This is a genomic window from Veillonella sp. (genome assembly GCF_018364065.1).
GTDB lineage: Bacteria > Bacillota > Negativicutes > Veillonellales > Veillonellaceae > Veillonella_A.
Genome location: NZ_JAGZMO010000008.1, coordinates 56,407 through 81,118, shown reverse-complemented (window position 1 = coordinate 81,118; position 24,712 = coordinate 56,407). Strand labels below are relative to the sequence as shown.

Below are 24,712 nucleotides of genomic sequence, written 5' to 3'. Positions count from 1 at the left end.
ACACAGTAGTTAAGCTCGTAAACGCCGAAAGTACTTGGCTGGAAGCGGCCCGGAAGGATAGGAAGTTGCTGATTAATTAAAAGAAAAGGTCATACCCGATTGGGTATGACCTTTTTCTTTTATTATGAGATACTTCGTATCTCATAAGGCCGATTCCAGCCAACTTAGTAAAAGTACAGTAGAATCTAAAAGGTAGAATAAGCGGCTCCGGGATACACAGTGAACATAATTTGGAGGACCGAAGGTACGCACAAATAGGTGTAATCTTTTAGTGAGGGGCGTTAAGTAGTGAACCATGTTTGAAGGAACGTAAGTGACGCGCAAACATGAGTGAATCTCTTAGTTCAGACCGTAAGATTCTTCGAAGAAGAATCCACAGGGATGAACGGAAAACTTCAGCAAGTAGAGTCGAGCGTAAGTAGAAATTCACAGCATCCGAACAGGAAGTTGCCAGCGTGAAGGATTTAAGATAGCTTCCAGCCAACTTACCACAATGTGATACACAGTGAACATAATTTATAGGAGCGGAGCGACGCATAAATTATTGTGAATCGTGTAGTTCGGATCGTAAGATTCTTCGAAGAAGAATCCACAGAGACCGAACAGGAAAACTTCTATGGGCTCAGGAGATTGCAGAGCGACGCGTAGAATCCTTTAATTTAGTGTGTAAGATTTCGCGAAGCGAAATCCACAGCCACTGAGCAGGAAGTTGCTGATTAAGGGCGACTCCAGCCAATTTGCCATGATTAGAGCCGAGCGTAAGTAAAAATCCGCAGCATCCGAAAAACAACAACTCAAGTCTATATCTCACTATTTCAAGTCTAGTTTTTACTATTTCCTTAATTGACTTTTACAAAGTGGAAACCTCATAATAAAGTTATAGTGTAAGGTTATCGGCGTGGTAGCCTTAGTATCGCATGAGGGGCATCATTTAGGGAGATAGGAGGATGCAAGGTGAGTAGAGGTATTAATTTCGTGTTAGAGGTGGCGATTCGCCCAAATAAGGTAGAGGATTTAAAGCGTTTGGCTGAAGTTATGATTGCTGAAACAGCTCAGGATCCGGGCGTAATTTACTATCACTGGTCCTATGATAACGGTATATTACGTACCGTAGAACATTATGAAAGTAATGAAGCTACATTGAACCATTTAAAATGGTTTGGTGACAATTACGCTACGCAGTTTGGCGAATTAGGGACTGTAAAATCCTGTCATGTATATGGTGACCCTAGCTATGCGGTTAAGGCAGCATTAGACAGTTTAGGCGCTGTGTATATGACGACCTTAGGCAGCTACCAGCGTGAACGCTAATTGGCATTTATAGAACATTAAAGGTACTATTACAGTACTGAGGCATAACTGCATACCCGGTAGGTCATAATCAATTTAATGATTATACAGGTAAAGATTGCCGTTTAACAGCGTTTTACATTAACTTGACAAATGAATAGATAAAACAAAAAGCACTGACTTATATAGTCAGTGCTTTTTTACTTCACACAATATTTGGATTTACATTAGAGGTGTTTTCAAATGTAATGTTTTTATATAACGTATCTTATTTAATTTGTTTTAAGATGTAAGAACTTAAAAGAATACCTGCAATAGCGAAGGCTGACATCAATGTAAATACGATTTGGTAGCCGGCTAAACCTGCATAGGTATCAAGGATAGAACCGTATACGGCGTACATGAAAGCACCCGGTAAGTAACCGATGAAGGAACCCATAGACATAGCGGAACCGGTAATTTCACGAGGTACGTTTACTTCGTCCATAGGAGCGAAGAATACGGCACGCATACTGTAGATGCAGGCACTAATAAGTAAGGAAATGGCAACGCCTGTGTACACATTTAACATGTCATGAGGCATCCATGCGAATAATAACATAATTACAGTAGTCACTAAGAACGCAATGCGTAAGTTCTTAGTTGGGGAATGAAGCACTTTGTCGGTAATAAGACCGCCCACAGGGCCACCTAACATTTTAAGACCGTATTGGTTAATGATACCATACACACCGATCAAAGTAGCAGGTAATGCGTAAGCTTCTTTTAAGAATGGAATGAAGTAAGTAATACCGCAATATACACTGTAAACTAAGAAAATATTACAAGAAACTAACCAGATATTTTTGTTCTTTAATGCTTTTTTAGCACCTTCCCAAGCTTGTTGGTTGGCACTCAATTTTTCTTCCGCTGCACCTTGCATCTCTTCCTTTTTATCAGGTTCAAGCAAGAAGTACATTAACACACCGATAACGCCGGGAACAATGGCGTAGAAGAGAATGGCGGCGCGCAGACCTGCCGCATTACTGCCCATGGCCGAGAATATACCGAGAGCACAGAAGGCGATGACTGTATCTACAAGACCGCGGCCTGCTTCCATGATACCGAACATGCGGCCCTGTTCATCCTTCGTACCTAAGAGACGTACTGTCTTAAGCATGGTAGGCCAGTAAAGCATATCCGCACAGATAGCTAATAAACAATAGATAAGTAAGAACATGGCGTAGGATGGGAATGTGGAGAGCCACAAACCGCAGAGGCAAATGCCGATTAATGCCAGCGGAATCATGATTATCTTGGAAATACGATCGGTTAAATAAATAGAAGCTAAAAATCCAAACGTAGAAATAATACCGGCCACACTCATGGCTGTACCGATTTGCGTATGGCTTAACCCCATAAACTCCTGCATCGGCACATAGAAAGCATCTTTTAAGAATCCTAATTTGTAAATCGTACCGGCCCCCAACATTAAAGTGCCGAATGAAATCCACTTTTTGTCGAAACCACGTTTTTCTGATTGTACTTGCGTTGACATGAATATCCTCCCTATACAAGTTAACTAGAGCGTAAATTAGTATATATAATATACTGTTACAACTGTGAATCATTGTGAAATTGTTTACTTAGCAGATTTGACAGCCTTAGTATACGGTGATATGATGTGGCATGTCAAGGCAAATTGTGTCAAATTTGTGTAAATATGTGTAAAGTTATGTCAAAATGGCAAAATGCAATTGTAAAAAGTTGGCAAAATGAGCAAAAGTCAATTGTTACGTGTGTCAAGTCATGCTATAATGAGGCCAATAGCAGATTTGACGGAAAAAGGAGTTAGCAATTATGTTGTCAGAAGAAAGATATTCTATTATTTTAGACTTACTTAATAAGGAACAAATTGTTAAAGTCAATACATTATGTGATGTAATGAATACAACCCGAGAAACGGTGCGTCGGGATTTAATGAATTTGGAAGAGCGTAATCTGCTCAAACGAATTCGCGGCGGCGCCATGAAGGTTGAAACAGAAGATAATGCAAGTACTAATGTTAGTGTTAATCAATATACAAATTTTAACGATCGTGCAGCAAGTCAGACTGATCTAAAAATGTATATAGCTCGTGAAGCATTACAATTTATACAGGAAAATCAGGTAATTGCTCTTGATTCAGGAAGTACCGCATTGGCCCTGGCCAAGGTATTAAAAGGACGGTTCCAAAATTTGACTGTAGTTACTAATTCGCTGGCCATTGCCAATGAATTGGCCGGGGCTGCAGGCATTAACTTGATTGTAACCGGCGGTATGTATAAAGCTGATGAAAAAGCTTTTATTTCAGGTGTGGCGGGTCTGTTATTCTCGAAGATTCGCGTAGATACATTCTTTTTGACTACCTGTGGTATATCTGTAGAAGCAGGCATTACGTATCAGCGTATGGATGAAATTTCCGTGCAGAACTTAATGATGGAAGCATCAGGACGAACCATCGTCATTGCGGACAGTTCCAAACTGGGGGTAAACTCATTGGTTCGCATGTGCGGCATTGAAGACGTAAGCGCTCTAATCACAGATTATAAAATTTCACGCGAACAGGTAGAAAGTTTTGAACAGGCCGGTGTCCCTGTAGTGGTAGCACCGGAACGGAGTGAATAAGCGCTCCGGAAGGGAGAAATATTCATGTGTGCAGTGTTGAATGCAAATGAAAACAAAACTAATAATAAACCTAATGTGTTATTAATTTCTATTGATGCGTTAAAAATGGAATTTTTGCTGGAACAGGATCGATTAGGAGTGAAACTTCCATTTTTAACATCTTACTTCATGGATAAAGGAGCCATCGCGGTGGACGGAATGAAAAGCGTATTTCCTCCGTTTACCTATCCTTGCCATCAAAGCATGATTACCGGTACAAATCCGAAGACCCATGGAATTACCAACAATATCATGTTTGATCCGATGAAGAAACATAAAGGGGCGTGGCACTGGTTTGCCAGCCGCAAGGTAACAACCTTATGGGAAGCGGCTAAACAGGCCGGCTATGTGTCAGGCAGCGCCGCATTTCCTACGTCGGTAGGCGCGAAGGGCGATTATATTGCACCGGAATTCTGGTGGGACGGCAGTGCGCTGGACTCTGAATTCATCGATGTAATGAGCCAGCCTCAGGGCCTCATCAGCGAGATGGAAGAAGTTATCGGTCGCTACGCAGGCGGTCTTGATTTGAGCGATGCCGGTGATGTACAGCGCTTCAAGGCGGCTCGCTGGCTCTTAAGTGAAAAGATGAGCAAAAGCGATCGTCCGTTCTTCATGAGTGCTTACTTTGCTAGCTTTGATGAAAGCGCTCACCAATTCGGCGTATACAGCAAAGAAGCGGCACAGAGTCTTGAAAAGATTGACGCCATGGTGCAACAGCTGGTAGAAACTGCAGAAGAAATCAGCGGTTCAAACCTTATCGTCTGTGTAGTATCCGATCATGGTACATTGGACAATACACATTGCATTTACCCGAATGTAGTATTAGAAAAAGCCGGGTTGATTACAGTCGATGAAAGCGGTGCGGTAACAGCATGGAAGGCATTTAGCCAACGGGCCGGCGGCATCTCTGAAATTCGCCTTGCACCGGAAGCAACGGAAGAAGATCGCCATGTATTGGAAGCCACATTAAAAGAACTGGCTGCCGATGAAAACAGCGGCATTTTAGAAGTGATTACTGGGGAACAGGCTCGTGAACGAGGCGGCTTCCCTAAAGGCGACTATATTTTAATTGCCAAGAAAGGTTACGAAATTCGCGATGAGGCGTACGGTGAATACGTGCGCACCGAGCTTGTGCAGAAAGCGCAGCACGGATATAACGAAGAGTTTCCTGAAATGAGAGCATCGTTCATGATTGCGGGCCGCGGTATTGAGCCACAGGTGGTACATGATGTGCGACTTATCGATGTGGCACCGACACTGGCAGCGCAAATGGGAGCGGTGTTACCGCATGCTGAAGGTCGAAGTATACTGTAATAAGGAGTAATACGGTGGCAAATATAGAAGCGATGGTGGTATATATAGCCAATTTACTATGGAGTGATTGGCTGTTATGTGCATTAATCGGATTGGGCCTTTGGTATACCTGCATAACAGGCGGTATTCAGGTTCGTTTCCTTCGATTAATTCGCAAGGGTATATTTAGTAAGGGACATGAAAAGTCCGAGTCGCATGATAAAGGTTGTACGTCCTGGCAGTCTCTCTGCGCATCTTTGGGAAGCTGTGTAGGCAGCGGTAATATTGTGGGCGTAAGTACAGCGATTTTATATGGCGGCGCAGGAGCTCTGTTCTGGATGTGGGTGGCGGCCTTTTTCGGTATGGCTACCAAGTTCGGTGAAATCGTGCTGGGTGTGAAGTATCGCGGGCATGATAAAAAGGGCAACATTGTGGGCGGTTCCATGTACTATATTTCACAGCGTTTGGGTTGGCATAAAATGGCCTTAGCCGTGGCAGGCCTGCTATTTGTTCAGAACAGCGGTGCCACATTGATTCAGTCCAACACAATCGCTCAGGTTGCATCAAGCGCGTTTTTTATATCGCCACAGATTTGCGCACTCATTGTGGCAGCGATTATTTTCTTAGCTATTAGCGGCGGGTTTAAACGACTCATACATATTATGCAGAGCATTGTACCTTTGATGGCGACCCTTTATATTGGAGGGGGCATACTGGTACTTATTATGTTCAGCCGCGAAATTCCACATATTTTCTCGCTTATTGTTGAGCAGGCGCTCTCTATTGAGGCTGCCACCGGGGCAGTTCTGGGCCATACGATGAAGGAAGCTATGCGTTATGGTGTGGCCCGAGGCCTTTACTCCAATGAAGCGGGTGAAGGAACGGCGCCGGTACTTCATGCGGCGGCCCAGGTGGATCATCCGGTACGACAAGGTTTCTATGGTATTATTGAAGTTTTTGTTGACACATTCCTGATTTGCAGCACTACCGGCCTTGTTGTACTGTTGACCGGAGCTAATCTGCACCATTCAAATGCGGTTACGTTAACAGCGGTCGCATTTGATACGGTGTATCCGGGATTGCGCTACATTATGTACATCAGTTTAATCCTCTTCGCCGGTACCTCCATAATGAACCAGTGGTATTTCGGCTATGTAAGTCTTACATTCCTGGGAAAAGAACATTGGAACAGCTGGTATCGCTATGTGTTCCCTGTATTGATCGTACTGGGAAGTTTGGGGACTGTACAAATGGTATGGGCCATTCAGGATATTGCGTTGGCATTCCTGATTTTACCGAATATACTGGCTATGTTTATGCTCAGTGGTGAAGTAAGACGATTAACTAAAGAGTTTTTAAATCCTAAAAATGGGTATCTTCTAGATAAAAGTGATGCACAAAAAACATAGTGATGAAACGTGCAAACGTATAATAGATACGAATTAAAATATACAGTGTGAAACGTTAGGAAAAGCATATGAAAAAACGTATGCAACGGCGTTTAACAATCAGATAAACAAGTGTAATACACATATAATAAAGGGAGCTATATAGAATGAAATACAATATTGATGAATTAGCAAAAAAAAGTCCGATTGTTCGTGAAGTGGCAGAAGGTAAAGAAACATTCTGGTTGAACCCTAAGAAAACAACTCGTTCCAACTGGAATCTTACTGCAGTAACTCAGGCGGATATTGATGATGCGGAACAGCGCTTGCAGCGTTTTGCACCATACTTGGAAACAGTATTCCCTGAATTGAGAGAAACTCATGGTTTAATTGAGTCCGCCTTACTTGAAACGGCACATATGAAGGAATACTTGAACGAAGCATTCCAATCCAACATTGAAGGCCGTTTATTCTTAAAAATGGACAGCGATTTGCCAATCTCCGGTTCCGTAAAGGCCCGCGGCGGTTTCTATGAAGTATTGAAATATGCGGAACATTTGGCCATGAAAGAAGGCATGTTGAAAGAATCCGACAACTACGCGATTATGGCGGAACCTCGTTTCCTCGAATTCTTCAATCGCTACACAATTCAGGTAGGCAGTACAGGTAACTTGGGCATGAGTATCGGCATTATGAGTGCTAAAGTAGGCTTTAAAGTTATTGTTCATATGTCTGCTGATGCAAAACAATGGAAAAAAGACTTACTTCGCAGCCGCGGTGTAACTGTTATTGAATATAACGACAACTACTGTGCCGCTGTTGATGAAGGCCGTCGCAACTCTGATGCGGATCCAATGAGCTACTTCGTAGACGACGAAAAATCCAAAGACTTGTTCATGGGTTATAGCGTGGCCGGTCCTCGTGTAAAATCTCAATTGGAAAGCCTTAACATTCAAGTTGATGAAGAGCATCCGCTCTTTGTATATATTCCATGCGGTATCGGTGGCGCTCCGGGCGGTGTTACTTATGGTCTTAAAGAAGCTTATGGCGACAATGTACATTGCTTCTTTACCGAACCGACACAAGCTTGCTGCATGCTCTTAGGTATGGCTACTGAATTACATGATCAGATCGCCGTAGAAGATATCGGTATGCCTGGTAAAACTGAAGCCGACGGATTGGCCGTAGGTCGTCCATCCGCTTTCGTAGGCAAAATCATGGAACCGCTTGTATCCGGTATTGCCACAATTGAAGACGACAAATTATATGTGTTAATGAAAGAATTGTTGAAACGGGAAGGTTTATTCATTGAACCAAGCTCCTGTGCAGGCTATGCGGCCTTCTTACAAGCTCCTACTTTACAGGCTTATGTAGAACAGAATCATCTGACAAATGTTATGGATAAAGCAACTCACATTGTGTGGGCTACCGGCGGCAGCATGGTTCCTGAAGATGTGCGCGCCGAATATTTGAAAAAATAAGCAATTACTTAGCGGGGAGTTTGATGACTATGGCAAAAATCTACGATGTTCTGGTATTGGATATTGATGGGACCACAGTCAATTCAAATAAAGAAGTAGATGTGCGGACGCAGGAGGCGCTCATTGCTTTGCAGGAAGCGGGAACTACGGTGATTCTCGCCTCCGGACGCCCTCCTGAAGGTGTATACTCTATTGCAAAACTATTGGAATTTGACCGATTCAACGGACACTTTATCGCCTTTAACGGAGCAAAGGTGATGCGTTATACCGATAAAGTGTGCTTACATGAGACTTGTTTGGATCATTCGGTCATTGAATTGATGTATGACACGGCGAAAACATTAGGATTAGGCATTATGACCTATGATGAGGGACGAATTTTAGCCGGCACAAAACCGGATGCGTATATGCGTGGTGAATCCGAGTGGTGCGGTTTGCCTTTGGTCCGAACAGAGGATTTTATATCGCAGTTGCCGGTCAATCCTCATCAGTGCTTACTTACAGGGAATAAAGGGCAGTTAAGTAAGCTGGTGCCTCAGTTGATTGATTTGGTTGACGGTCGGGCCGAAGTATTTCATTCCGATTTATACTGTATTGAAATAAGCCCGCCGGGTATGAATAAGTCCGTTGGCGTGGACTACTTGTTTAAACGACTGGGCCTTTCACGAAAACGGGCCGTCTTTTGCGGTGACAGCTACAATGATGTGGCTATGCTGGCATATGCTCATATGGGCGTGGCTATGCGAAATGCGCCGCAGCCGGTACGTCGCCAGGCCGATTATGTAACAAAATTGACTAATGATGAAGCCGGTGTTGTTGAGGTGGTACATCGCTATTTCACAATTTAGTTGATTGCATATGAATTGCAACATATTATATAACACAAAACAGCAAATCTGTTCAGATTTGCTGTTTTTTCTTTGTAAATCTGTAGGAGACGGTATGATTTTTGGCATATTTTTATAGAATTGTAAAAAATTTACAGAATTTTTACATAGCGGTATGGTCTTATAGTTTAACATGGTATACTATATATAGTGACGGTTAATAATTTTACAAAAGGTTTACAAAGCCAATTCAGCAGAAGGAGGGATAATTTTATGTCCTTGCAAGAAGTCCAAAATCGTCCATTGGTATTAGGCGTTATAACAGTTTCGGATACGCGAACTCCTGCAACGGATAAAGGTGGAGATACGGTTGTCGAACTACTGGAAGCCGCTAATCATATAGTAAAAGTTCGCACCTTATTACCGGACGATGCCAATTCGATCATGGAGGTCCTTGATCGTTGGATTTCCATAGAGAGCCTGGATGGAATTATTCTTACCGGCGGCACCGGCATTGCGTACCGTGATGTAACGATTGAAGCGGTATCGGCAATGATTGAAAAAGAAATTCCCGGATTCGGTGAATTCTTTAGATACTTAAGTTTGACAGAAGACATCGGGACCAGGGCAATGGCGTCGCGTGCATTGGCCGGCGTGGCCCGCAAAGTTCTAATATTTGCGTTACCCGGGTCCGTGGGAGCTGTTACACTCGGCATGAATCGCTTGATTTTGCCGGAAATAAATCATTTAGTTTACGAAGTGACAAAGTAGTAGGGAGACACGGAGTCGCTAAATAGAACTGTTACAATTCATTATCAATTAATGGAGCCATCAAAAGTTGTGGAGGATGCTATGGCGTTTCACTTAAAAAGCAAAGAGGAAAAATTCTTTAATCTTTTAAATGCTCATGCTGAATTATGTCATGAAGCGGCGATTGTTATGGAGCAGGCGTTTCAGGGCGAAGTAGACAAAGAAGAAGCATTGGCGATAATTAGTGCAAAAGAAAAAGATGCGGATCAAATTGTAAATGAAACTATTGAAAAGTTGCGTTCCACATTCATTACGCCTATGGATCGCGAAGACATTCAGCTTTTAATTGAAGAGCTGGATACAACAATTGACAGCATGAAAGAAATCATGGATAAAATGTGTATGTACAGTGTGGGTAAGCCTAATGAAGGGTCTGTTAAACTTATCCAGATTGTACAGAAATGCTTGAAACATATTACAAAATCCATCTCGTATATGAACAGTTTGAAAAAGAATCACGTGCGCGTAGAAGGCCGTGTATTGGAAGTATTGCGTTTGGAAGAAGTGGCCGATGGTGTATATCATGAAGAAATGGCGACTTTATTCCGCGATTGTAAAGATCCGATTGAATTAATTAAGTGGAAGGAAATCCTTAACTCTATCGAAGAGGTTATTGACGGTTGTGAGGATTTGGTTGGCACATTCCGCCGGGTTGTGTTGAAGTATGCTTGATCATTGGTTAGTGTGGCTGGTTGTATTCTTGGCGTTGGCGTTCGACTATATCAACGGGTTCCACGATACAGCCAACGCGATTGCCACATCTGTATCAACCCGTGCAATTACGCCGCGTAAAGCCGTTATGATGACGGCTGTTTTAAACTTTGCCGGTGCTCTTGTAAGTACAGGCGTTGCTAAAACAATCGGCGGCGATTTAGTTATTTCTCCAAGTCTCATTAATGCGGAAGTAATCAGTGCCGCCCTGTTGGGGGCGATTGCGTGGAACTTGATTACCTGGTGGTACGGGATTCCAAGCTCCTCATCCCATGCGCTGATCGGCGGTGTTGTTGGTGCCGTAATGGTATCTGTCGGTCATGAAGCACTTAACTTCGCAGGGATTGGTAAAATTTTCTTATCCTTAATTTTATCTCCTATTATTGCCATGATATTCGGTTATATTATTATGAACATTTTATTGATGATTTTCGGCCGTTTTTCACCGATTGTCCTCAATGACGGGTTCCGTAACATGCAATTATTATCTGCCACATTGATGGCGTTCTCTCATGGCTCTAATGATGCGCAAAAAGCGATGGGGATTATTACCCTAACATTGGTGAGCGGCGGCTATATTGAAACGCTGGACGTGCCAATGTGGGTAAAATTATCCTGTGCGACCGCCATGGCTTTAGGTACGGCTGCAGGGGGCTGGCGAATTATTTCCACTATGGGGACGAAAATCTTCAAGTTGGAAACAATTAACGGCTTTGCGGCGGACTTGAATTCGGCTTTAACAATTTTCACGGCTACATTCCTTCATCTTCCCGTATCGACTACGCACGTAGTAAGCGGCTCGATTATGGGGGTAGGTACGGCGAAACGTGTGAAAGCGGTTAACTGGGGCGTAGCTCGTTCCATGGTTATGGCATGGTTCGTGACGATCCCGTTAAGTGCCATGATGTCGGCCATTGCATACTCAATAATTCAAGGAGTTATCTATTTAATTTAATAGGAACATGACATAAAATGCGCTGAATATATTTCAGCGCATTACATATTTATCCATATAATGACGGTAGGAATTAACTTGATAAGGCTTTGTTATAGGGTACTAAAAGCAGTTGAATTTTCATTAAGTTATTGCATTTACCTGCAGTATTTACTATAATGTATTTGAGAATAGAAAAGTGCTCATGGATGAGCATTTTTTTATAAATATAAAGTATACTATTTTTGTTATGTAAAAAAATTAGTAACAAATCGAAACATTTCGAAATAGTTCTAGTTTGCACATGAAGTGATTAGGTAGGGAGAAAACACTATGAAACTGAATACGGCCACGGACTATGCATTTCGCATGGTTTTACATATGGCACTATTGCCTAACGGAACAAAAATAACAGGAAGTGAACTTGCGAAAGCTCAAAAAATTCCTGACCGTTTCTTGTTGAAGATTATGCGTCCTTTAATCGCCAGCGGCATAATGCAATCATTCCGCGGCGTTGACGGCGGATTCGCTTTGGCAAAGAAACCGAAGGATGTTACACTTTTCGATGTTATCGAGGCCGTGGAAGGCGCTACTTATTTGCAGCGCTGCTTATACGACAATGAGACCTGTTCCCGTGGATGTCATGGCAATTGTTCAGTGCAGGAAAGCTTTGGACGTATCCAGAGAAATCTGATTACTGAACTGAAGGCAGTAGAGTTTGAAACCTTGGCTAAACGTGAACGTGAGATTCATCTTAATCGAGGATGTCCATCGAAGGCGCAAGCGCGCGATTGTTAAAAGTGAGGAGGTATTACTATGATGGATGCAATTATGTTAGCTCGATTGCAATTTGCGTTGACATCGATCTATCATTGGCTGTTCGTTCCTGTGACGTTGGGGATGACAGTTGCCGTAGCATGTATGGAAATCGCATACGTGTCTACTAAAAACGAAACGTACAAAAAAATGGCAAAATTCTGGGGGAAATTATTTTTAATCAATTTTGCCATGGGTGTTGTAACCGGTATTGTTCAGGAGTTCCACTTCGGTATGAACTGGTCTGAATATTCCCGCTTTATGGGTGATATCTTCGGTGCACCACTTGCTTTGGAAGCCTTAACCGCATTCTTCCTTGAATCCACATTCATGGGTGCTTGGATCTTCGGTTGGGATCGCCTTTCCGCAAAAGCACATGCTACAGTAGCAGTGCTCGTAGCTATCGGTACTAACTTATCCGCATTCTGGATCTTGGTAGCAAGCTCCTTCATGCAAAATCCGGTAGGCTTCGTTATCCGCAACGGCCGTGCGGAAATGGAAAGCTTCGGCGCCATTTTATCTAACGGCTACGTACCTGGCCAATTTGGACACATTTTCACTGACGGCTTAATGACTGCCGGTGTTATCATCGCGTCCATCAGTGCTTGGCACATTTTACGTAATAATGCTTTGGACTTTTATAAACGCTCTATGCAATGGGGCTTAGTATTTACTATTATCGGTGGCATTTTAGTATCCGGTGTCGGTCACTTACATGGCCAATATGTAACAAAAGTACAGCCAATGAAAATTGCGTCTGTTGAAGGTCTTTGGGATACAACTCAAGGTGCATCCTTCAGTATGTTTGCCACAATTGATGAAAAAAATCAAACAACAAACAGCTTTATCGAACTTCCTAAAGTGTTGAGCTTTGTAGCAACTGATGATTTCAACGGTACTGTACAAGGTATGAAAGATCTTCAGAAAGCTGACGAAGCTAAATATGGTCCTGGGGACTATGTACCTCATGTAACTTCTATGTACTGGACATTCCGTGCCATGGTATTCTCCGGCGCGTTAATGCTCTTAGTAGCTATTGTTTCTTTCGCAATGCATCGCAGCGGCAAACTTGAAACATCCCGCGGCATGTTAAAATTGTTGTTCTGGATGTTGCCATTTGCTTACATTGCAAACGCAAGCGGTTGGTATGTGGCTGAAATGGGCCGTCAACCATGGCTTGTTTACGGTTTACAAAAAACAGCTGCCGGTGTATCTCCGACAGTTACAGCAAGTGAAATCTTAACTACAATTATCGGTTTCACAGCTGTATATGTATTAGCTGCTATTGCCGCTCTTTACTTAGCCGTAAAACACATTAAAAAAGGTCCAGAAGGCAATCCGTCTCATGATGTAAGAGAGGAGGCAGCATTATGGAAATAATTATGAATAACTTAGATGTTGTATGGTTTATTCTCGTATGTGTTTTATTCTCCGGCTTCTTCGTATTAGAAGGTTTTGACTATGGCGTAGGTATTCTTTTACCTTTCCTTGGTAAAACTGATGTGGAACGCCGTCAAATGATTAACACGGTAGGTCCTGTTTGGGATGGTAACCAGGTTTGGATGATCACCGCAGGTGGTGCAACATTCGCTTCCTTCCCACATGTTTATGCAACTTTGTTCAGTGGTTTCTACTTAGCATTGTTCTTAATGTTGGCAGCCTTAATTGCCCGCGGCGTTGCTTTCGAATTCCGCAGTAAGGATAAATCCTTGGCATGGCGTAAAACATTTGACTATTGTATCTTCTTCGGTTCCTTGATTCCGGCTCTTCTTTGGGGCGTAACCGTAGGTAACTTGATTCAAGGTACTCCAATCGACGGCAGCATGAACTTTGTAGGCGGCTTCTTCGATTTATTAAGCCCTTACACAATTCTTTGCGGTGTAGCTTTCATCTTGGTATTCGTTTACCATGGCGCTTTATATACATCCCTCAAAACATTGGGTGATATTTCCGAACGCGCTCGTGCACTTGCACTCGTTGAAGGCGTAATCACTGCCGTAGGTGCTTTAGTATTAGTTGGTGCTACTTATGTATACACTGACTTATTCAACAGCACATTGGCTACAATCTGCTACGCAGCAGCCATTGTTCTCTTCATCGTTTCCTGGGTTTGCACTCGTGCGCGTCGCGTAGGCTGGGGCTTCACATTCAGCGTGTTGACTATTATCTCCATCACTGCTGCTTACTTCGCCGGCTTATTCCCACGCATCATGGTATCCAGCTTAAACCCTGCATACAGCTTGACGATTACTAATGCTTCATCTTCTCAATACACATTGACATTGATGACTATCGTAGCATTAATCTTCGTTCCAATCGTTCTTGCTTACCAAGCTTGGACATACTGGACATTCCGTCATCGTATCGGTGTTGATGATTTACACTACTAATTGGTAATGTAGGTCAATGGCGTACTGTGAATTAACAGAACGATGTGGATCAACTAAATAATTAAATTAAAAGACTCACAGATAGTGATGTGATTTTCTTGCCGGGCTTCGTGTCCGGCAGGGAAGTGACTCATAACTGTGGGTCTTTTTTTGTAGTTTTAGTGGGTCTTTTTTGTAGCCTCAGAGTGTTTTTTGCAGTTTTAGAGTACTTTTTCTTGCAGTCTCAGAGCATCTTATCTTGTAGCGGTACATGTTGTATTTTTTATATTGTAAATGGCTTAAAAAGTGGAGATATAGTTGATAGAAATAAGAGACTTTTTTAGAGAATAGAAGATTTTTTTCGATAAATACAAGGGAAATATAGGGAAACAAAGGCGTTTACTTGTTGATAAGTATATGAAATAATTTTAATTATAAATCTGGAGTATACAAAGGTGTTTTAGAAGGAGGCGTCGAATAGTTATAAGTATACATATTTATATCACTACAATGAGAGGGCACAGGGCGAAGATAGTGATTATAGCTTGCTAAGATAGCTACTTAGACTATGGTACATCACTATGTGCAACACAATATGTTGTTGGTATGAATATAGGATAGGTGTTAAATGTAAAGGGAGTCTGTTAGGTTTAGGTTATGTACCTTGTCTAATTGAAAGCGAGATGGTGAGTATGTCAAAAGAAGCTGCACCTCCTACGGCGCCGGCTAAACAATCGAACACTAAAAACATTAGCCTTATTATTAGTTTCTTAGTTTTAATTGCTATTTTATGTTTGCCGACTCCTGCTGACTTATCTACAGCAGGTCATCGCATGATCGCAATTCTCTTCTTCGCCATTGTACTATGGATTACCAGTGCTGTGTCTTATCCGGTAAGTGCCACGTTGTTGACAGCGTTGACAGCTGTTCTCCTGGGGACGGCACCAAATATTGATGCGCCGGCTAAACTTCTGGGAACAGGAGCGGCCTTGCGCATTGCTATTTCCGGGTATTCCACACCGGCCTGGGCGCTGGTTGCGGCCGCTATGTTTTTTTCGGTGGCCATGACTAAGACCGGACTTGATCGACGCATAGCGCTCAATGTATTGTCCCGAATCGGCACGAAGACAAGCCATATTTATATGGGGGTTCTCTTTACCGGATTCATTTTAGCCTTCTTCGTTCCGAGTGCAACCGCCCGTTTAGCGTGCTTGGTACCTATCATTTTAGGTATTTTGGACAGCTTGGGTATTAATCGTACGAGTAAGTTGGCCGCCTTATTAGTTGTTGGTGCCACCCAGGGCGATACGCTTTGGAATATTATGGTACAGACAGCAGCGGCTCAAAACTTGGTTGCGGTAGGTTTTATTACACAACAATTAAATACCACCGTATCCTGGATTGACTGGCTCATCGCCGCCGGTCCGTACTCCTTGGTAATGATCGTTATTTACTACTTCTTGTCCATGAAGATTTTAAAACCGGATCAATTGGACTTGGCCGGTTCACAGGCTCAATTGCAGAAACATTTGGCAGAATTGGGACCTATGAGCTTCAATGAAAAGAAATTACTTGCCTATTCCATTATCTTATTGGGCTTCTGGGCAACCGGCAACTATTTACACAAATACGATACATCCACAACGACTATCGTAGCCATTGCCATTTTCTTAATGCCGGGTATCGGGATTATCGATTGGAAATACGCACAAAGCCGTATTGACTGGGGTTCCATCGTAATGTTCGGTGCCGGTATCAGTTTGGGTACCGCTTTATTGAAAACAAAAGCGGCTACTTGGTTAGCCAATGCATTCATTCATATGTTTACATTGGAATCCTTGTCCGTATTCGCCCTTATCGGTACGATTACGTTATTCCTTATCGCCATTCACTTGGGCTTCGCGTCAGCCACAGCCTTGGCATCGGCCATGATTCCAATCGTAATCTCCATTGTAACGGCTGTTAATATTCCGGGCGTAAACCCTGTAGGCTTAACTATGATTGCCCAATTCTCCATCTGCTTCGGCTTTATCTTGCCGGTTAACTCACCGCAAGGGATGGTGGCCTTCAGTACGGGCACCTTTGAAGTTAAGACATTTATGAAAACCGGTATTCCAATTACCATTATCGGCTACGTAATGTTACTGATTTACGCGGCCACTTATTGGCATTGGCTCGGTTTAGTATAAAAAACCTTGCAAATAAGGCTTAAGATTATAGGTTTAGTATCATAGTTTCAGTATTATAAATTTAGTATCATACGTTTGATATTCAATAAGTGATTTAAGAGAATCCCTTTACAAACTAAATGGTGTAATCAAATGAAAAAGCACTATAGATAATCCGTTGTTACTACTGCTGCGAGCAGGTGGTTTAGGATTTCTATAGTGCTTTATTTTATGGGGAATTAGCATTCCGTGCTTTTAGTAAAGCTATATTTTAGATGTGCGTTGTATAGTTTATGTGCTACAGCGTACTAAACACCGGCACGACTTAGTAAGGCATCGTTGAATTTCTTGGTCTGAATGTACCAGGTCCGCCAGATATAACCTAATACGGCTACGAAAACGCCGCCCAGAAGGCCCATCCACACGCCGTAAGGGCCCCAATCCAATGCGTACATGAAGAAGGCCGCTATAGGCACGCTGGCGCCCCAGTAACAGGCGATGGCGATGGTGGAGATAATCTTCACATCCTTGTATCCGCGAAGAACACCTTGCAGTGGTGTGCCGAATGCATCGATAATGGTGAAGAACACGGCGTAGGCCAAGAAGGTGCCGATGAGGCTGACCATGTTCGGATCATTGGTGTACAGGTTGGCAATTTGATCCAAATGGGTAAATGTGTAGGAACTGATGATGATAGCCACTACAATAGCAATGCCTCTGGCAATATAAGAGTAGGTTTTCGCTTCGCCGAATTTCTGGGCGCCCACTTCGTAGCCCACAGCGATAGTGGCGGCTGTACTGATACTGAGCGGGAATCCGTAGAAGAGGCTGGCGAAACTTACGGCCGCCTGATGGGCTGCAATGATTTCCGTACCGTATTGGGTCATCACAAGACCGGCGACGCTGAAAATACTGCTTTCACAGAAGATGGCAAGACCGATTGGAATGCCGATGGTAAATTGTTCCTTAATGTAGATGAATTGAGGTGGAATCCACTGTTTAAAGAGATTGTATGGACGGAACGGTTTGCCCCAGGCGAGAAGGGCCATGAAGGCGAGGAAGTTGAACCAGTATGCAATGGCCGTGGCGATACCGGCGCCCAGACCGCCCAATGCAGGAAGTCCGAAATAGCCGAGAATAAGTCCGAAATCCAGGAGAATATGCAAGGCGATACCGCAGAGCATGATGGCCATGGAGTAGCGTGTATAACCGTGGCTGTCTACCGTGTTACGCAAGGTACAGGTCCAGATGAGCGGTAAAATACCGACGCCGATGGCGCTCATATAGGCGAGGCAGATTTCATAGGCGTCAGGAGCCAAGTTTAAATAGTTCAGTGCCGGTTTTAGACCGAATACACCGGCAAGAATCATGACCAGGCCTAAGATGGTGGCTACGTAGAAACCGTGACTGATGGTAGTTGGAATGCGCTCGATTTTATTGGCTCCACGCAGTTGAGCGAGGATTGGCAGAATACCGAGCAGCACGCCGGAAATACCGTAGAAGCAGGCGGTCCAAAGATTGTAACCTACGGAAATGCCCGCCAAGTCGACGGTGCTATATTGACCTGTGAGCACAATGGAGATAAAGGAGCCGCCGGTCAAAGCAAATTGCGTCAAAATAACCGGGATGGTTAACTTTATGAAGGCTATAATCTTTTGTTGTAAGGTTAAACTGTGTTCCATAAATGCAATGACTCCTTTTCTTATTTATTAACACTAAAGTAAAACTAAAAAAAGCGCCAAATCATCTATCTTCTATGGCCTACGATAGATTCTTTGATGCACTCTGTTTTTATCCGGCGACAAAAACAGGCAATTACATTATTTACTGTTTGGTACGCATAACAAGTTATAAATCAAGCTTCATGAACTTCTTCTTGTATTTCGTATCATATCTAAATTTCTGAATTTTCAGGTACTTTTTATTACGCCATATATTGTAACACGACTTATTCGTTCTGTCTAATCAGGAAGAACACTTTTTAGGTGATGCAAAAAATCCCCCTACAGCCATGTTACTGTAGGGGGACGTCTTATTATTTAGCTACTTCTTGAATGATTTGTAAAGCGAGACGAGCGGAGTCGTACAGGTCTTTTTCTAAAATGCATTCATTTTTTGTGTGAACGTTGGTCATGCCTACGCCCAATACGGTAGTTGGAACGCCGTAAGCGTTGAAGAAGCTCGCATCACTGCCGCCGCCGGATTCAACAACGGATACAGGGAAGTTGAGAGCTGCCGCCGCTTTGCTGGCGATTTGGATTGTTTCGCAATCTTCCGGTAAATCGAATGGATCGTAAGCCGGCATAACAGTAACTTCCACTTCCGTACCTGTTTCTTTACCGCCTTCTTCGAAAATTCGAACCACTTCGTTAGTTAAGGCTTCCAATTTGCTCTTTACACGGCTGCGTGTTTCCAACATAACGGTGGTAGTTTCAGCTACAACGTTAGTAGCACTGCCGCCGGTAATGGTGCCGATGTTACAAGTTGTTTCGTCATCTACACGGCCTTGAGGGAATTTAGCTAAAATCTTGCCTGCCGCAATAATGGAGTTAATCCCTTTTTCAGGAGCATTGCCCGCATGAGCAGCCTTACCGGTAACAACTAATTTTAACTTGTTTTGGCCCGGTGCTTTGCGAACGATACGACCCGGAGATCCGGATGTATCGAAAGTGAAGCCGTGTTTTGCTTTTAAGAGGGACGAGTCCATATTTTTGGAACCTTGCACGCCTTTTTCTTCACAAATAGTGAACACTACCTGTAAATCGCCGCAAGGTAATTGTTTTTCTTCAATAACGCGAAGGGCTTCTAAAATGGCTACTACGCCGGCTTTGTCATCGCCGCCAAGAATAGTAGTGCCGTCGGAGGTAATTAAACCGTCTTTCATCTGAGGTTTGATGTTGGCGCAAGGTTCTACGCAGTCCATATGAGCTGTTAACATAATCATTGGAGCTGATGGCACATTGCCTTTGCGAGTGGCTACGATATTGCCTGTATTGCCGCCCAATTTTTTGCCGGCGTCATCTTCTTCGATGGAGAAGCCTAAGTCGGTTAAGCGTTTAATCAAAATGTCCGCGATTTCACGTTCGTTCAAACTGGAACAAGGGATTTGGATAAATTCAAAAAACTCTTTCAATACGCGTTCTTCGTTAATCATGAATTACACTCCTTCTAGAAACATACGAAAATCACTGCCTGTACAGTGATTGCTCGTCATCGTGGAAGCAAGGTTGCTTATGTGGCCCCCAATCATTAAGCGACCTTAAGACAGAGCCAATAACTATATACTATGATACGTGAAATTATAAAAAATTGCTACATATATATTACATAAATGCAAAATAAGTATGTGTAAATAGAAAAATATAGTGTATGATTAGTGATGAAATAATGTCTGATAATACGGTAAAATAGGTATAGTATTAGATTAAAGTTAAGCAGAATATTACATTGAAGTAAAAGATTGTATTGATGCAGATATGTCAAATTAGCAGACATTTGCATCGAAGCGGATATGTTAAATTAGCAGATGTTTGTATTGAAACAGATGTGTCTATATGCAAATGAATTGAGGTGGTACTATGACTGATAAAACTTGCGCCTGGGCCAATCGCAGTGATGAGGAGCGATTGTATCACGATACGGAGTGGGGACGCCCCGAGCATGATGAGCGGCGACTCTTCGAGTTTCTCGTACTTGAATCGATGCAGGCCGGGCTTACATGGACCATGGTGTTGAAGCGCAGAGAGGCTATGCGCGAAGCCTTCGATCAATTTGATGTGGATGCGCTGGCGCAATATGATGCGGCGAAGGAAGCGGAGTTACTGGAAAATCCCAAGATTATACGTCATCGCTTAAAAATCGCATCCCTTCGTAAGAATGCTGTGGCGTTTAAAAATGTACAGGCTGAATTCGGATCTTTCGATGCCTATATTTGGGGCTTTACAGAAGGAAAGACGATCCACGGGCATTGGGCGAATCAGTCGGATGTACCGGCGAAAACGGAATTGGCAGAGACGATTAGCAAGGATTTGAAAAAGCGGGGATTTACCTTTGTGGGCCCTACGATTGTATACTCCTTCTTGCAAGCCATCGGAATATTGAACGATCACATAGTGACGTGTCCGGTATATAAAGAGCTGGTAGGCGAGGAAAACAATAAATAGGTTTTTACATGTTTTTTACGGGAGGTTTATGATGAGCACGATTCGTGAAGGATTGATTGGGACGGCAGAGACGGTGGTAAGTGAAGCTAATACGGCGAAAACTATGAAGAGCGGAAGCCTTGAAGTGTTCGCTACGCCTGCTATGTGTGCCCTTATGGAAGAGGCCGCAGTGAATGCGGTGCAGGCTGAATTAGGGGAAGGAGAGACTACGGTAGGCACTAAGTTGACTATAACGCATGATGCCCCTACCGCCCTTGGTGCGGTCGTTTCGGCGAAGGCAGAAGTGCTTTCCGTGGATAATCGGTGCATTTCCTTTAGCGTAGCAGCTTATGAAGGCGATAAAGTCATTGGACAAGGGAGCCACGAACGTTTTATTATAAATAGTGAAAGGTTTATGTCAAAATTAGGAAAATAAATCTTCTTATTTTTACTTGTTATTTACAATTTGTCACACTCTTTGGGAATCGGAATTTGTAATGCAGGTATGGGTAGGGAGTTTTCTTACCGACATAACCGCAAGAGGTCATAGTAATGGAGTGCCGATTGGATTACTCACGGAGTAATGTCGTCACCAAACTGATTAGGATATGAGAGGTTTGGTACAGGTTATCTGGAAAGGGTGAGACATGTAATGAGAAGACACTGGTATAGTTTATTGGGGGCCACGTTAATGGCATCGGTAGGGACGACTGCGGTGAATGGACCGGCAGGGCATGAGGCGGCTGTAAACGACCACAAAGAGCCCGGTATCGTTGTGAAGATTCCAAATGGAGCAAATACAAATGATGCGGGGCAAATCGTAGTGACGGATAATCAGAGTCACTAAGCTATACTTGCTGTAAGAACAAGGCAATCCTTGTAAATCAATACGTACAATGGTACGCGCATTACGAGCGGTACCGGGTTATCCCGGTACTGCTTTTTGTTTTTTTTATTGACAGAAATACCAAAATGCAGTGCTTAATATAACTTTAAACCATTGTATAATTACGAGCATATCAGTAATTTTCGATAAATGAAAATTATTATCGTTTATGTTGACAGAACGGGTCATTGATTGTATCATGTGTTTAGAAGATAGTTATCTTATTTTATTTTCGAAAAAATAAAACGAAATAAATTTTTGAGAAAAACTATTAATTAAATCCGGATTTACTAGTATGACAGCCTTGAGGACAAGTGTTCTCCTGAAACCAATAAAAAAGGCAGGTAGATCATGATGAACTCGATTGAAACGATTATCGGATATCATTGTGCGCCGGCAATTCGGGGAATCAAGGTGGCGAATCTTGTGGCCATACCACGGGATATGGATGTTCAATTGACAACGGCTTTGTCGGGGTATAATGCTCAGTTTAATGAAAAAGGGTTATTTTTTTACGAATTGTGTCATTGCGACCAGCGACGCTTGCTGTTAGTCTTCCGCAAACGCATGCTGGAAACGTATTTGCGTTCTGCTGAACATTTGGCATTTTTAAAGTTGTACGGCTATTTGCCGGGCGAGTCATTGGAAACATGGCTTGCGCGCCTGGGCAAACGGTTGGAAAGTCAAGACGGTTTCCCACACGAAATTGGGCTTTTTCTCGGCTATCCGCTCCATGATGTGCGTTCCTTTATACGATTTAAAGGGAACGGCTACAAACTTTGCGGCGAGTGGAAAGTATACGGAAATCCCATGTCGGCCATGCATTCATTTTATTGTTTTCGGGCGTGTAGGGATTACTGCCATACCCAGCTTTTAAATGGTAAACAGTTAGATTCATTAGTAGCCGTAACGGCATGCTAGTAGGAGGTAATAACATGATTGGTGTAGTTTATTGGTCCGGTACAGGTAACACAGCAGCAATGGCGGAAGCTATTGGTAAAGGTATTGCAGAAGCAGGTCAGGAAGTAACTGTAAAATCTGTTTCCGAAATTACTGTAGATGAAGCGGCTGCTTTTGATAAAATTGCGTTAGGTTGTGCAGACATGGGTGCTGAACAATTGGAAGAAATGGAATTCGAACCATTCTACGCAGAATTAGAAGGCAAATTAAGCGGTAAAAAAGTAGTACTCTTCGGCTCTTACGGCTGGGGCGGTACATGGCTTGACGACTGGGCAGAACGCGTAAAAGGCGCAGGTGCCACTATTGTAGCTGACAACTTGGCTATTTTGGGTGCTCCTGAAGACGAAGCTGACTGCGTAGCTCTTGGTCAGGCTTTGGCTAACGCGTAACTTCAACGGCTGATTTGCATAAATACATACATGTATATATATATAAGAACTCAAGTCCCTCCTGTGATTTGATAGAGTTCTTGTGAAGCTATATAAAAAAGGACAACAAGATTTTCTTGTTGTCCTTTTTGTTATGCCGCTTTAGATATTTACAGCTCTTTAGGTATATAAGTCTCTTTAGATATATATGTCTTTTGGGATGTATCTCTTTAGGCATGTATCTCTTTAGGTATATATGTCCCTTTAGATATAGTTAAGTTATTTTATTTAGCGGTGTTAACGTTATTTTGCTTTAGTGCTATTAATGAATCGTTCGATACGCTCTAATGCTTCCTTGATCGTTTCCCGAGAGGACGCATAGGAGCAACGGATGTGACCGCGGCCGCAGGCACCGAAGGCGGAACCCGGAACGAGGGCTACATGTTCGCTTTGAAGCAGATTAACGGCAAAGTCCATGTCATTGTCCGCGCATTGTGAAATATTAGGGAATACGTAGAATGCGCCATCCGGCACAGCAATTGGAAGGCCCATGCGCTGGAAGCCGCTCACGATGAGGTCGCGTCGTGCATGGTATTCTTCGCGCATCGCTTCAATAGCATCATCACATTCGTTTAACGCTACGATGGCTCCGTGTTGAACCGGTGTGGCCGGTGCGACGATGCTGTATTGATGAATTTTCAAGGCCTGTTGAATCACTTCTTTCGGAGCGCACATGAAACCGATGCGAAGGCCTGTCATGGCGTAAGCTTTGGAGAAACCGTTTAGTGTAACTGTACGCTCTTTCATATACGGTAAGGACGCAATACTGGTGTGTTTGCGGCCGTAGGTAAGTTCGGAATAGATTTCATCGCTAACCACAATCAGATCGTGCTTGATTGCGACGGCAGCAATTTTTTCCAGTTCTTCTTTACTTAGAATGGCACCGGTCGGATTGCTTGGGTAGCCCATGAGCAATACCTTGGTACGAGGCGTAATTGCTTTTTCAATGGCTTCCGGCGTAATTTTAAAGCCGTCTTCCAAGGTAGTCGGCACCATTACGGGTACGCCGCCGGCCAGTTTTACTTCCGCCGGATAGGCTACATAGCATGGATCCGGAATGAGTACTTCATCGCCTTCGTCGACGAGCACGCGCATAGACAGGTCGATACCTTCGCTGGCGCCGATGGTGAGCATAATTTCATCTTCCGTGTAATCTACGTGGTAGCGATTGTAATACCATTTGCGAATGGCCGTGCGCAGTTCGAAGAGGCCCGCATTGCTCGTATAGCCTGTTTCCTTGCGCTGCAAGCTGGCAATACACGCATCTAACACCTTTTCAGGTGGCGCATAATCCGGTTCGCCCACGCCGAGGGACAGCACATTGTCCATGGTCAATGCCATTTCCCATATTTTTCGAATCCCCGAAGGGGGTAATTGTTTAGCGGTGTTGGAAATATATGAATCCCAATTCATTGCTAACACTCCTTTCTTCTCTATAGCAATTATATCAAAACGGGGTGTATAGTCTATTAGAAAAATACAATCGTTTTTACCTGTATTTAGTGTAACATAAATATGTGAGGA

General features: G+C 43.2%; 22 protein-coding genes. 18 read left to right on the top strand and 4 right to left on the bottom strand.

Annotated features, from left to right (window positions below; all coding sequences use genetic code 11):
* Positions 1-954 precede the first annotated feature (954 nt).
* Positions 955-1,311 (top strand): antibiotic biosynthesis monooxygenase, encoded by a 357-nt coding sequence (locus KHZ77_RS08410; RefSeq protein WP_295197840.1) that lies wholly within the window; start codon positions 955-957, stop codon positions 1,309-1,311.
* 247 nt (positions 1,312-1,558) lie between these two features.
* Here KHZ77_RS08410 and KHZ77_RS08405 read toward each other — a convergent pair whose 3' ends face one another.
* Positions 1,559-2,827 (bottom strand): MFS transporter, encoded by a 1,269-nt coding sequence (locus KHZ77_RS08405; RefSeq protein WP_295197838.1) that lies wholly within the window; start codon positions 2,825-2,827, stop codon positions 1,559-1,561.
* A gap of 302 nt (positions 2,828-3,129) precedes the next feature.
* On the opposite strand from KHZ77_RS08405, the gene KHZ77_RS08400 reads away from it, so the two are divergent.
* From KHZ77_RS08400 to KHZ77_RS08345, 12 genes are all read left to right on the top strand, one after another.
* Positions 3,130-3,936: a DeoR/GlpR family DNA-binding transcription regulator gene (locus KHZ77_RS08400; RefSeq protein WP_295197836.1), complete on the top strand. Its 807-nt coding sequence runs from the start codon at positions 3,130-3,132 to the stop codon at positions 3,934-3,936.
* Between the two features lie 24 nt (positions 3,937-3,960).
* The gene (locus KHZ77_RS08395; RefSeq protein ID WP_295197833.1) at positions 3,961-5,289 is read left to right on the top strand and encodes an alkaline phosphatase family protein; all 1,329 of its coding nucleotides are present in this window, start codon (positions 3,961-3,963) and stop codon (positions 5,287-5,289) included.
* Between the two features lie 14 nt (positions 5,290-5,303).
* On the top strand, positions 5,304-6,677 hold the full coding sequence (locus KHZ77_RS08390) for a sodium:alanine symporter family protein (RefSeq protein ID WP_295197832.1): 1,374 nt from the start codon (positions 5,304-5,306) through the stop codon (positions 6,675-6,677).
* 146 nt (positions 6,678-6,823) lie between these two features.
* A complete protein-coding gene (locus KHZ77_RS08385; protein WP_295197830.1) occupies positions 6,824-8,137 on the top strand; it encodes a D-serine ammonia-lyase in 1,314 nt (437 codons plus the stop codon).
* 29 nt (positions 8,138-8,166) lie between these two features.
* A complete protein-coding gene (locus tag KHZ77_RS08380; RefSeq protein ID WP_295197826.1) occupies positions 8,167-8,985 on the top strand; it encodes an HAD family hydrolase in 819 nt (272 codons plus the stop codon).
* Between the two features lie 252 nt (positions 8,986-9,237).
* Positions 9,238-9,735: a MogA/MoaB family molybdenum cofactor biosynthesis protein gene (locus tag KHZ77_RS08375; RefSeq protein WP_295197823.1), complete on the top strand. Its 498-nt coding sequence runs from the start codon at positions 9,238-9,240 to the stop codon at positions 9,733-9,735.
* Positions 9,736-9,816: 81 nt separating this feature from the next.
* Entirely contained in the window at positions 9,817-10,446 is a 630-nt protein-coding gene (locus KHZ77_RS08370; RefSeq protein WP_295197846.1) for a DUF47 family protein, read from the top strand.
* Positions 10,439-11,440, top strand: a complete 1,002-nt coding sequence (locus KHZ77_RS08365) for an inorganic phosphate transporter (RefSeq protein WP_295197819.1) — start codon at positions 10,439-10,441, stop codon at positions 11,438-11,440. The genes KHZ77_RS08370 and KHZ77_RS08365 overlap by 8 nt, the downstream gene beginning before the upstream one ends.
* A gap of 312 nt (positions 11,441-11,752) precedes the next feature.
* Entirely contained in the window at positions 11,753-12,217 is a 465-nt protein-coding gene (locus tag KHZ77_RS08360) for an Rrf2 family transcriptional regulator (RefSeq protein ID WP_295197818.1), read from the top strand.
* Between the two features lie 18 nt (positions 12,218-12,235).
* On the top strand, positions 12,236-13,615 hold the full coding sequence (locus KHZ77_RS08355) for a cytochrome ubiquinol oxidase subunit I (protein WP_295197815.1): 1,380 nt from the start codon (positions 12,236-12,238) through the stop codon (positions 13,613-13,615).
* The gene (cydB, locus tag KHZ77_RS08350; RefSeq protein WP_295197813.1) at positions 13,606-14,625 is read left to right on the top strand and encodes a cytochrome d ubiquinol oxidase subunit II; all 1,020 of its coding nucleotides are present in this window, start codon (positions 13,606-13,608) and stop codon (positions 14,623-14,625) included. Before KHZ77_RS08355 ends, cydB begins: the two co-directional genes overlap by 10 nt.
* A gap of 662 nt (positions 14,626-15,287) precedes the next feature.
* Positions 15,288-16,793 (top strand): DASS family sodium-coupled anion symporter, encoded by a 1,506-nt coding sequence (locus KHZ77_RS08345; protein ID WP_295197810.1) that lies wholly within the window; start codon positions 15,288-15,290, stop codon positions 16,791-16,793.
* A gap of 287 nt (positions 16,794-17,080) precedes the next feature.
* On the opposite strand, the gene KHZ77_RS08340 is transcribed toward KHZ77_RS08345, so the two are convergent.
* Both KHZ77_RS08340 and KHZ77_RS08335 read right to left on the bottom strand, forming a co-directional pair.
* Positions 17,081-18,454, bottom strand: coding sequence for an MATE family efflux transporter (locus KHZ77_RS08340; RefSeq protein ID WP_295197807.1), 1,374 nt, complete (start codon positions 18,452-18,454; stop codon positions 17,081-17,083).
* Positions 18,455-18,807: 353 nt separating this feature from the next.
* The gene (locus KHZ77_RS08335) at positions 18,808-19,926 is read right to left on the bottom strand and encodes a M20/M25/M40 family metallo-hydrolase (RefSeq protein ID WP_295197804.1); all 1,119 of its coding nucleotides are present in this window, start codon (positions 19,924-19,926) and stop codon (positions 18,808-18,810) included.
* 424 nt (positions 19,927-20,350) lie between these two features.
* Here KHZ77_RS08335 and KHZ77_RS08330 point away from each other — a divergent pair, with 424 nt between their 5' ends.
* The 5 genes from KHZ77_RS08330 to KHZ77_RS08310 all read left to right on the top strand — a co-directional run bounded on the left by KHZ77_RS08330 (position 20,351) and on the right by KHZ77_RS08310 (position 23,149).
* Positions 20,351-20,935 carry a DNA-3-methyladenine glycosylase I gene (locus KHZ77_RS08330; RefSeq protein ID WP_295197801.1) on the top strand — a complete coding sequence of 195 codons (585 nt, stop codon included), beginning with the start codon at positions 20,351-20,353 and terminating at the stop codon, positions 20,933-20,935.
* Between the two features lie 31 nt (positions 20,936-20,966).
* Positions 20,967-21,350 carry a thioesterase family protein gene (locus KHZ77_RS08325; protein WP_295197798.1) on the top strand — a complete coding sequence of 128 codons (384 nt, stop codon included), beginning with the start codon at positions 20,967-20,969 and terminating at the stop codon, positions 21,348-21,350.
* A 216-nt stretch (positions 21,351-21,566) separates the two neighbouring features.
* Positions 21,567-21,761, top strand: a complete 195-nt coding sequence (locus KHZ77_RS08320; RefSeq protein ID WP_295197795.1) for a hypothetical protein — start codon at positions 21,567-21,569, stop codon at positions 21,759-21,761.
* 390 nt (positions 21,762-22,151) lie between these two features.
* A complete protein-coding gene (locus KHZ77_RS08315) occupies positions 22,152-22,721 on the top strand; it encodes a DUF3793 family protein (protein ID WP_295197793.1) in 570 nt (189 codons plus the stop codon).
* A gap of 14 nt (positions 22,722-22,735) precedes the next feature.
* The gene (locus KHZ77_RS08310) at positions 22,736-23,149 is read left to right on the top strand and encodes a flavodoxin (protein ID WP_295197790.1); all 414 of its coding nucleotides are present in this window, start codon (positions 22,736-22,738) and stop codon (positions 23,147-23,149) included.
* Positions 23,150-23,431: 282 nt separating this feature from the next.
* Here the strand turns inward: KHZ77_RS08310 and KHZ77_RS08305 are convergent, their stop codons facing one another.
* The gene (locus KHZ77_RS08305) at positions 23,432-24,601 is read right to left on the bottom strand and encodes a pyridoxal phosphate-dependent aminotransferase (RefSeq protein ID WP_295197787.1); all 1,170 of its coding nucleotides are present in this window, start codon (positions 24,599-24,601) and stop codon (positions 23,432-23,434) included.
* Positions 24,602-24,712 lie beyond the last annotated feature (111 nt).

Coding starts and splice junctions, on each gene's coding strand:
- KHZ77_RS08405 (WP_295197838.1), bottom strand. CDS start 2,827: ATGTCAACGCAAGTACAATCAGAAAAACGTGGTTTCGACAAAAAGTGG.
- KHZ77_RS08400 (WP_295197836.1), top strand. CDS start 3,130: ATGTTGTCAGAAGAAAGATATTCTATTATTTTAGACTTACTTAATAAG.
- KHZ77_RS08395 (WP_295197833.1), top strand. CDS start 3,961: ATGTGTGCAGTGTTGAATGCAAATGAAAACAAAACTAATAATAAACCT.
- KHZ77_RS08385 (WP_295197830.1), top strand. CDS start 6,824: ATGAAATACAATATTGATGAATTAGCAAAAAAAAGTCCGATTGTTCGT.
- KHZ77_RS08380 (WP_295197826.1), top strand. CDS start 8,167: ATGGCAAAAATCTACGATGTTCTGGTATTGGATATTGATGGGACCACA.
- KHZ77_RS08375 (WP_295197823.1), top strand. CDS start 9,238: ATGTCCTTGCAAGAAGTCCAAAATCGTCCATTGGTATTAGGCGTTATA.
- KHZ77_RS08370 (WP_295197846.1), top strand. CDS start 9,817: ATGGCGTTTCACTTAAAAAGCAAAGAGGAAAAATTCTTTAATCTTTTA.
- KHZ77_RS08365 (WP_295197819.1), top strand. CDS start 10,439: ATGCTTGATCATTGGTTAGTGTGGCTGGTTGTATTCTTGGCGTTGGCG.
- KHZ77_RS08360 (WP_295197818.1), top strand. CDS start 11,753: ATGAAACTGAATACGGCCACGGACTATGCATTTCGCATGGTTTTACAT.
- KHZ77_RS08355 (WP_295197815.1), top strand. CDS start 12,236: ATGATGGATGCAATTATGTTAGCTCGATTGCAATTTGCGTTGACATCG.
- cydB (WP_295197813.1), top strand. CDS start 13,606: ATGGAAATAATTATGAATAACTTAGATGTTGTATGGTTTATTCTCGTA.
- KHZ77_RS08345 (WP_295197810.1), top strand. CDS start 15,288: ATGGTGAGTATGTCAAAAGAAGCTGCACCTCCTACGGCGCCGGCTAAA.
- KHZ77_RS08340 (WP_295197807.1), bottom strand. CDS start 18,454: ATGGAACACAGTTTAACCTTACAACAAAAGATTATAGCCTTCATAAAG.
- KHZ77_RS08335 (WP_295197804.1), bottom strand. CDS start 19,926: ATGATTAACGAAGAACGCGTATTGAAAGAGTTTTTTGAATTTATCCAA.
- KHZ77_RS08330 (WP_295197801.1), top strand. CDS start 20,351: ATGACTGATAAAACTTGCGCCTGGGCCAATCGCAGTGATGAGGAGCGA.
- KHZ77_RS08325 (WP_295197798.1), top strand. CDS start 20,967: ATGAGCACGATTCGTGAAGGATTGATTGGGACGGCAGAGACGGTGGTA.
- KHZ77_RS08320 (WP_295197795.1), top strand. CDS start 21,567: ATGAGAAGACACTGGTATAGTTTATTGGGGGCCACGTTAATGGCATCG.
- KHZ77_RS08315 (WP_295197793.1), top strand. CDS start 22,152: ATGATGAACTCGATTGAAACGATTATCGGATATCATTGTGCGCCGGCA.
- KHZ77_RS08310 (WP_295197790.1), top strand. CDS start 22,736: ATGATTGGTGTAGTTTATTGGTCCGGTACAGGTAACACAGCAGCAATG.
- KHZ77_RS08305 (WP_295197787.1), bottom strand. CDS start 24,601: ATGAATTGGGATTCATATATTTCCAACACCGCTAAACAATTACCCCCT.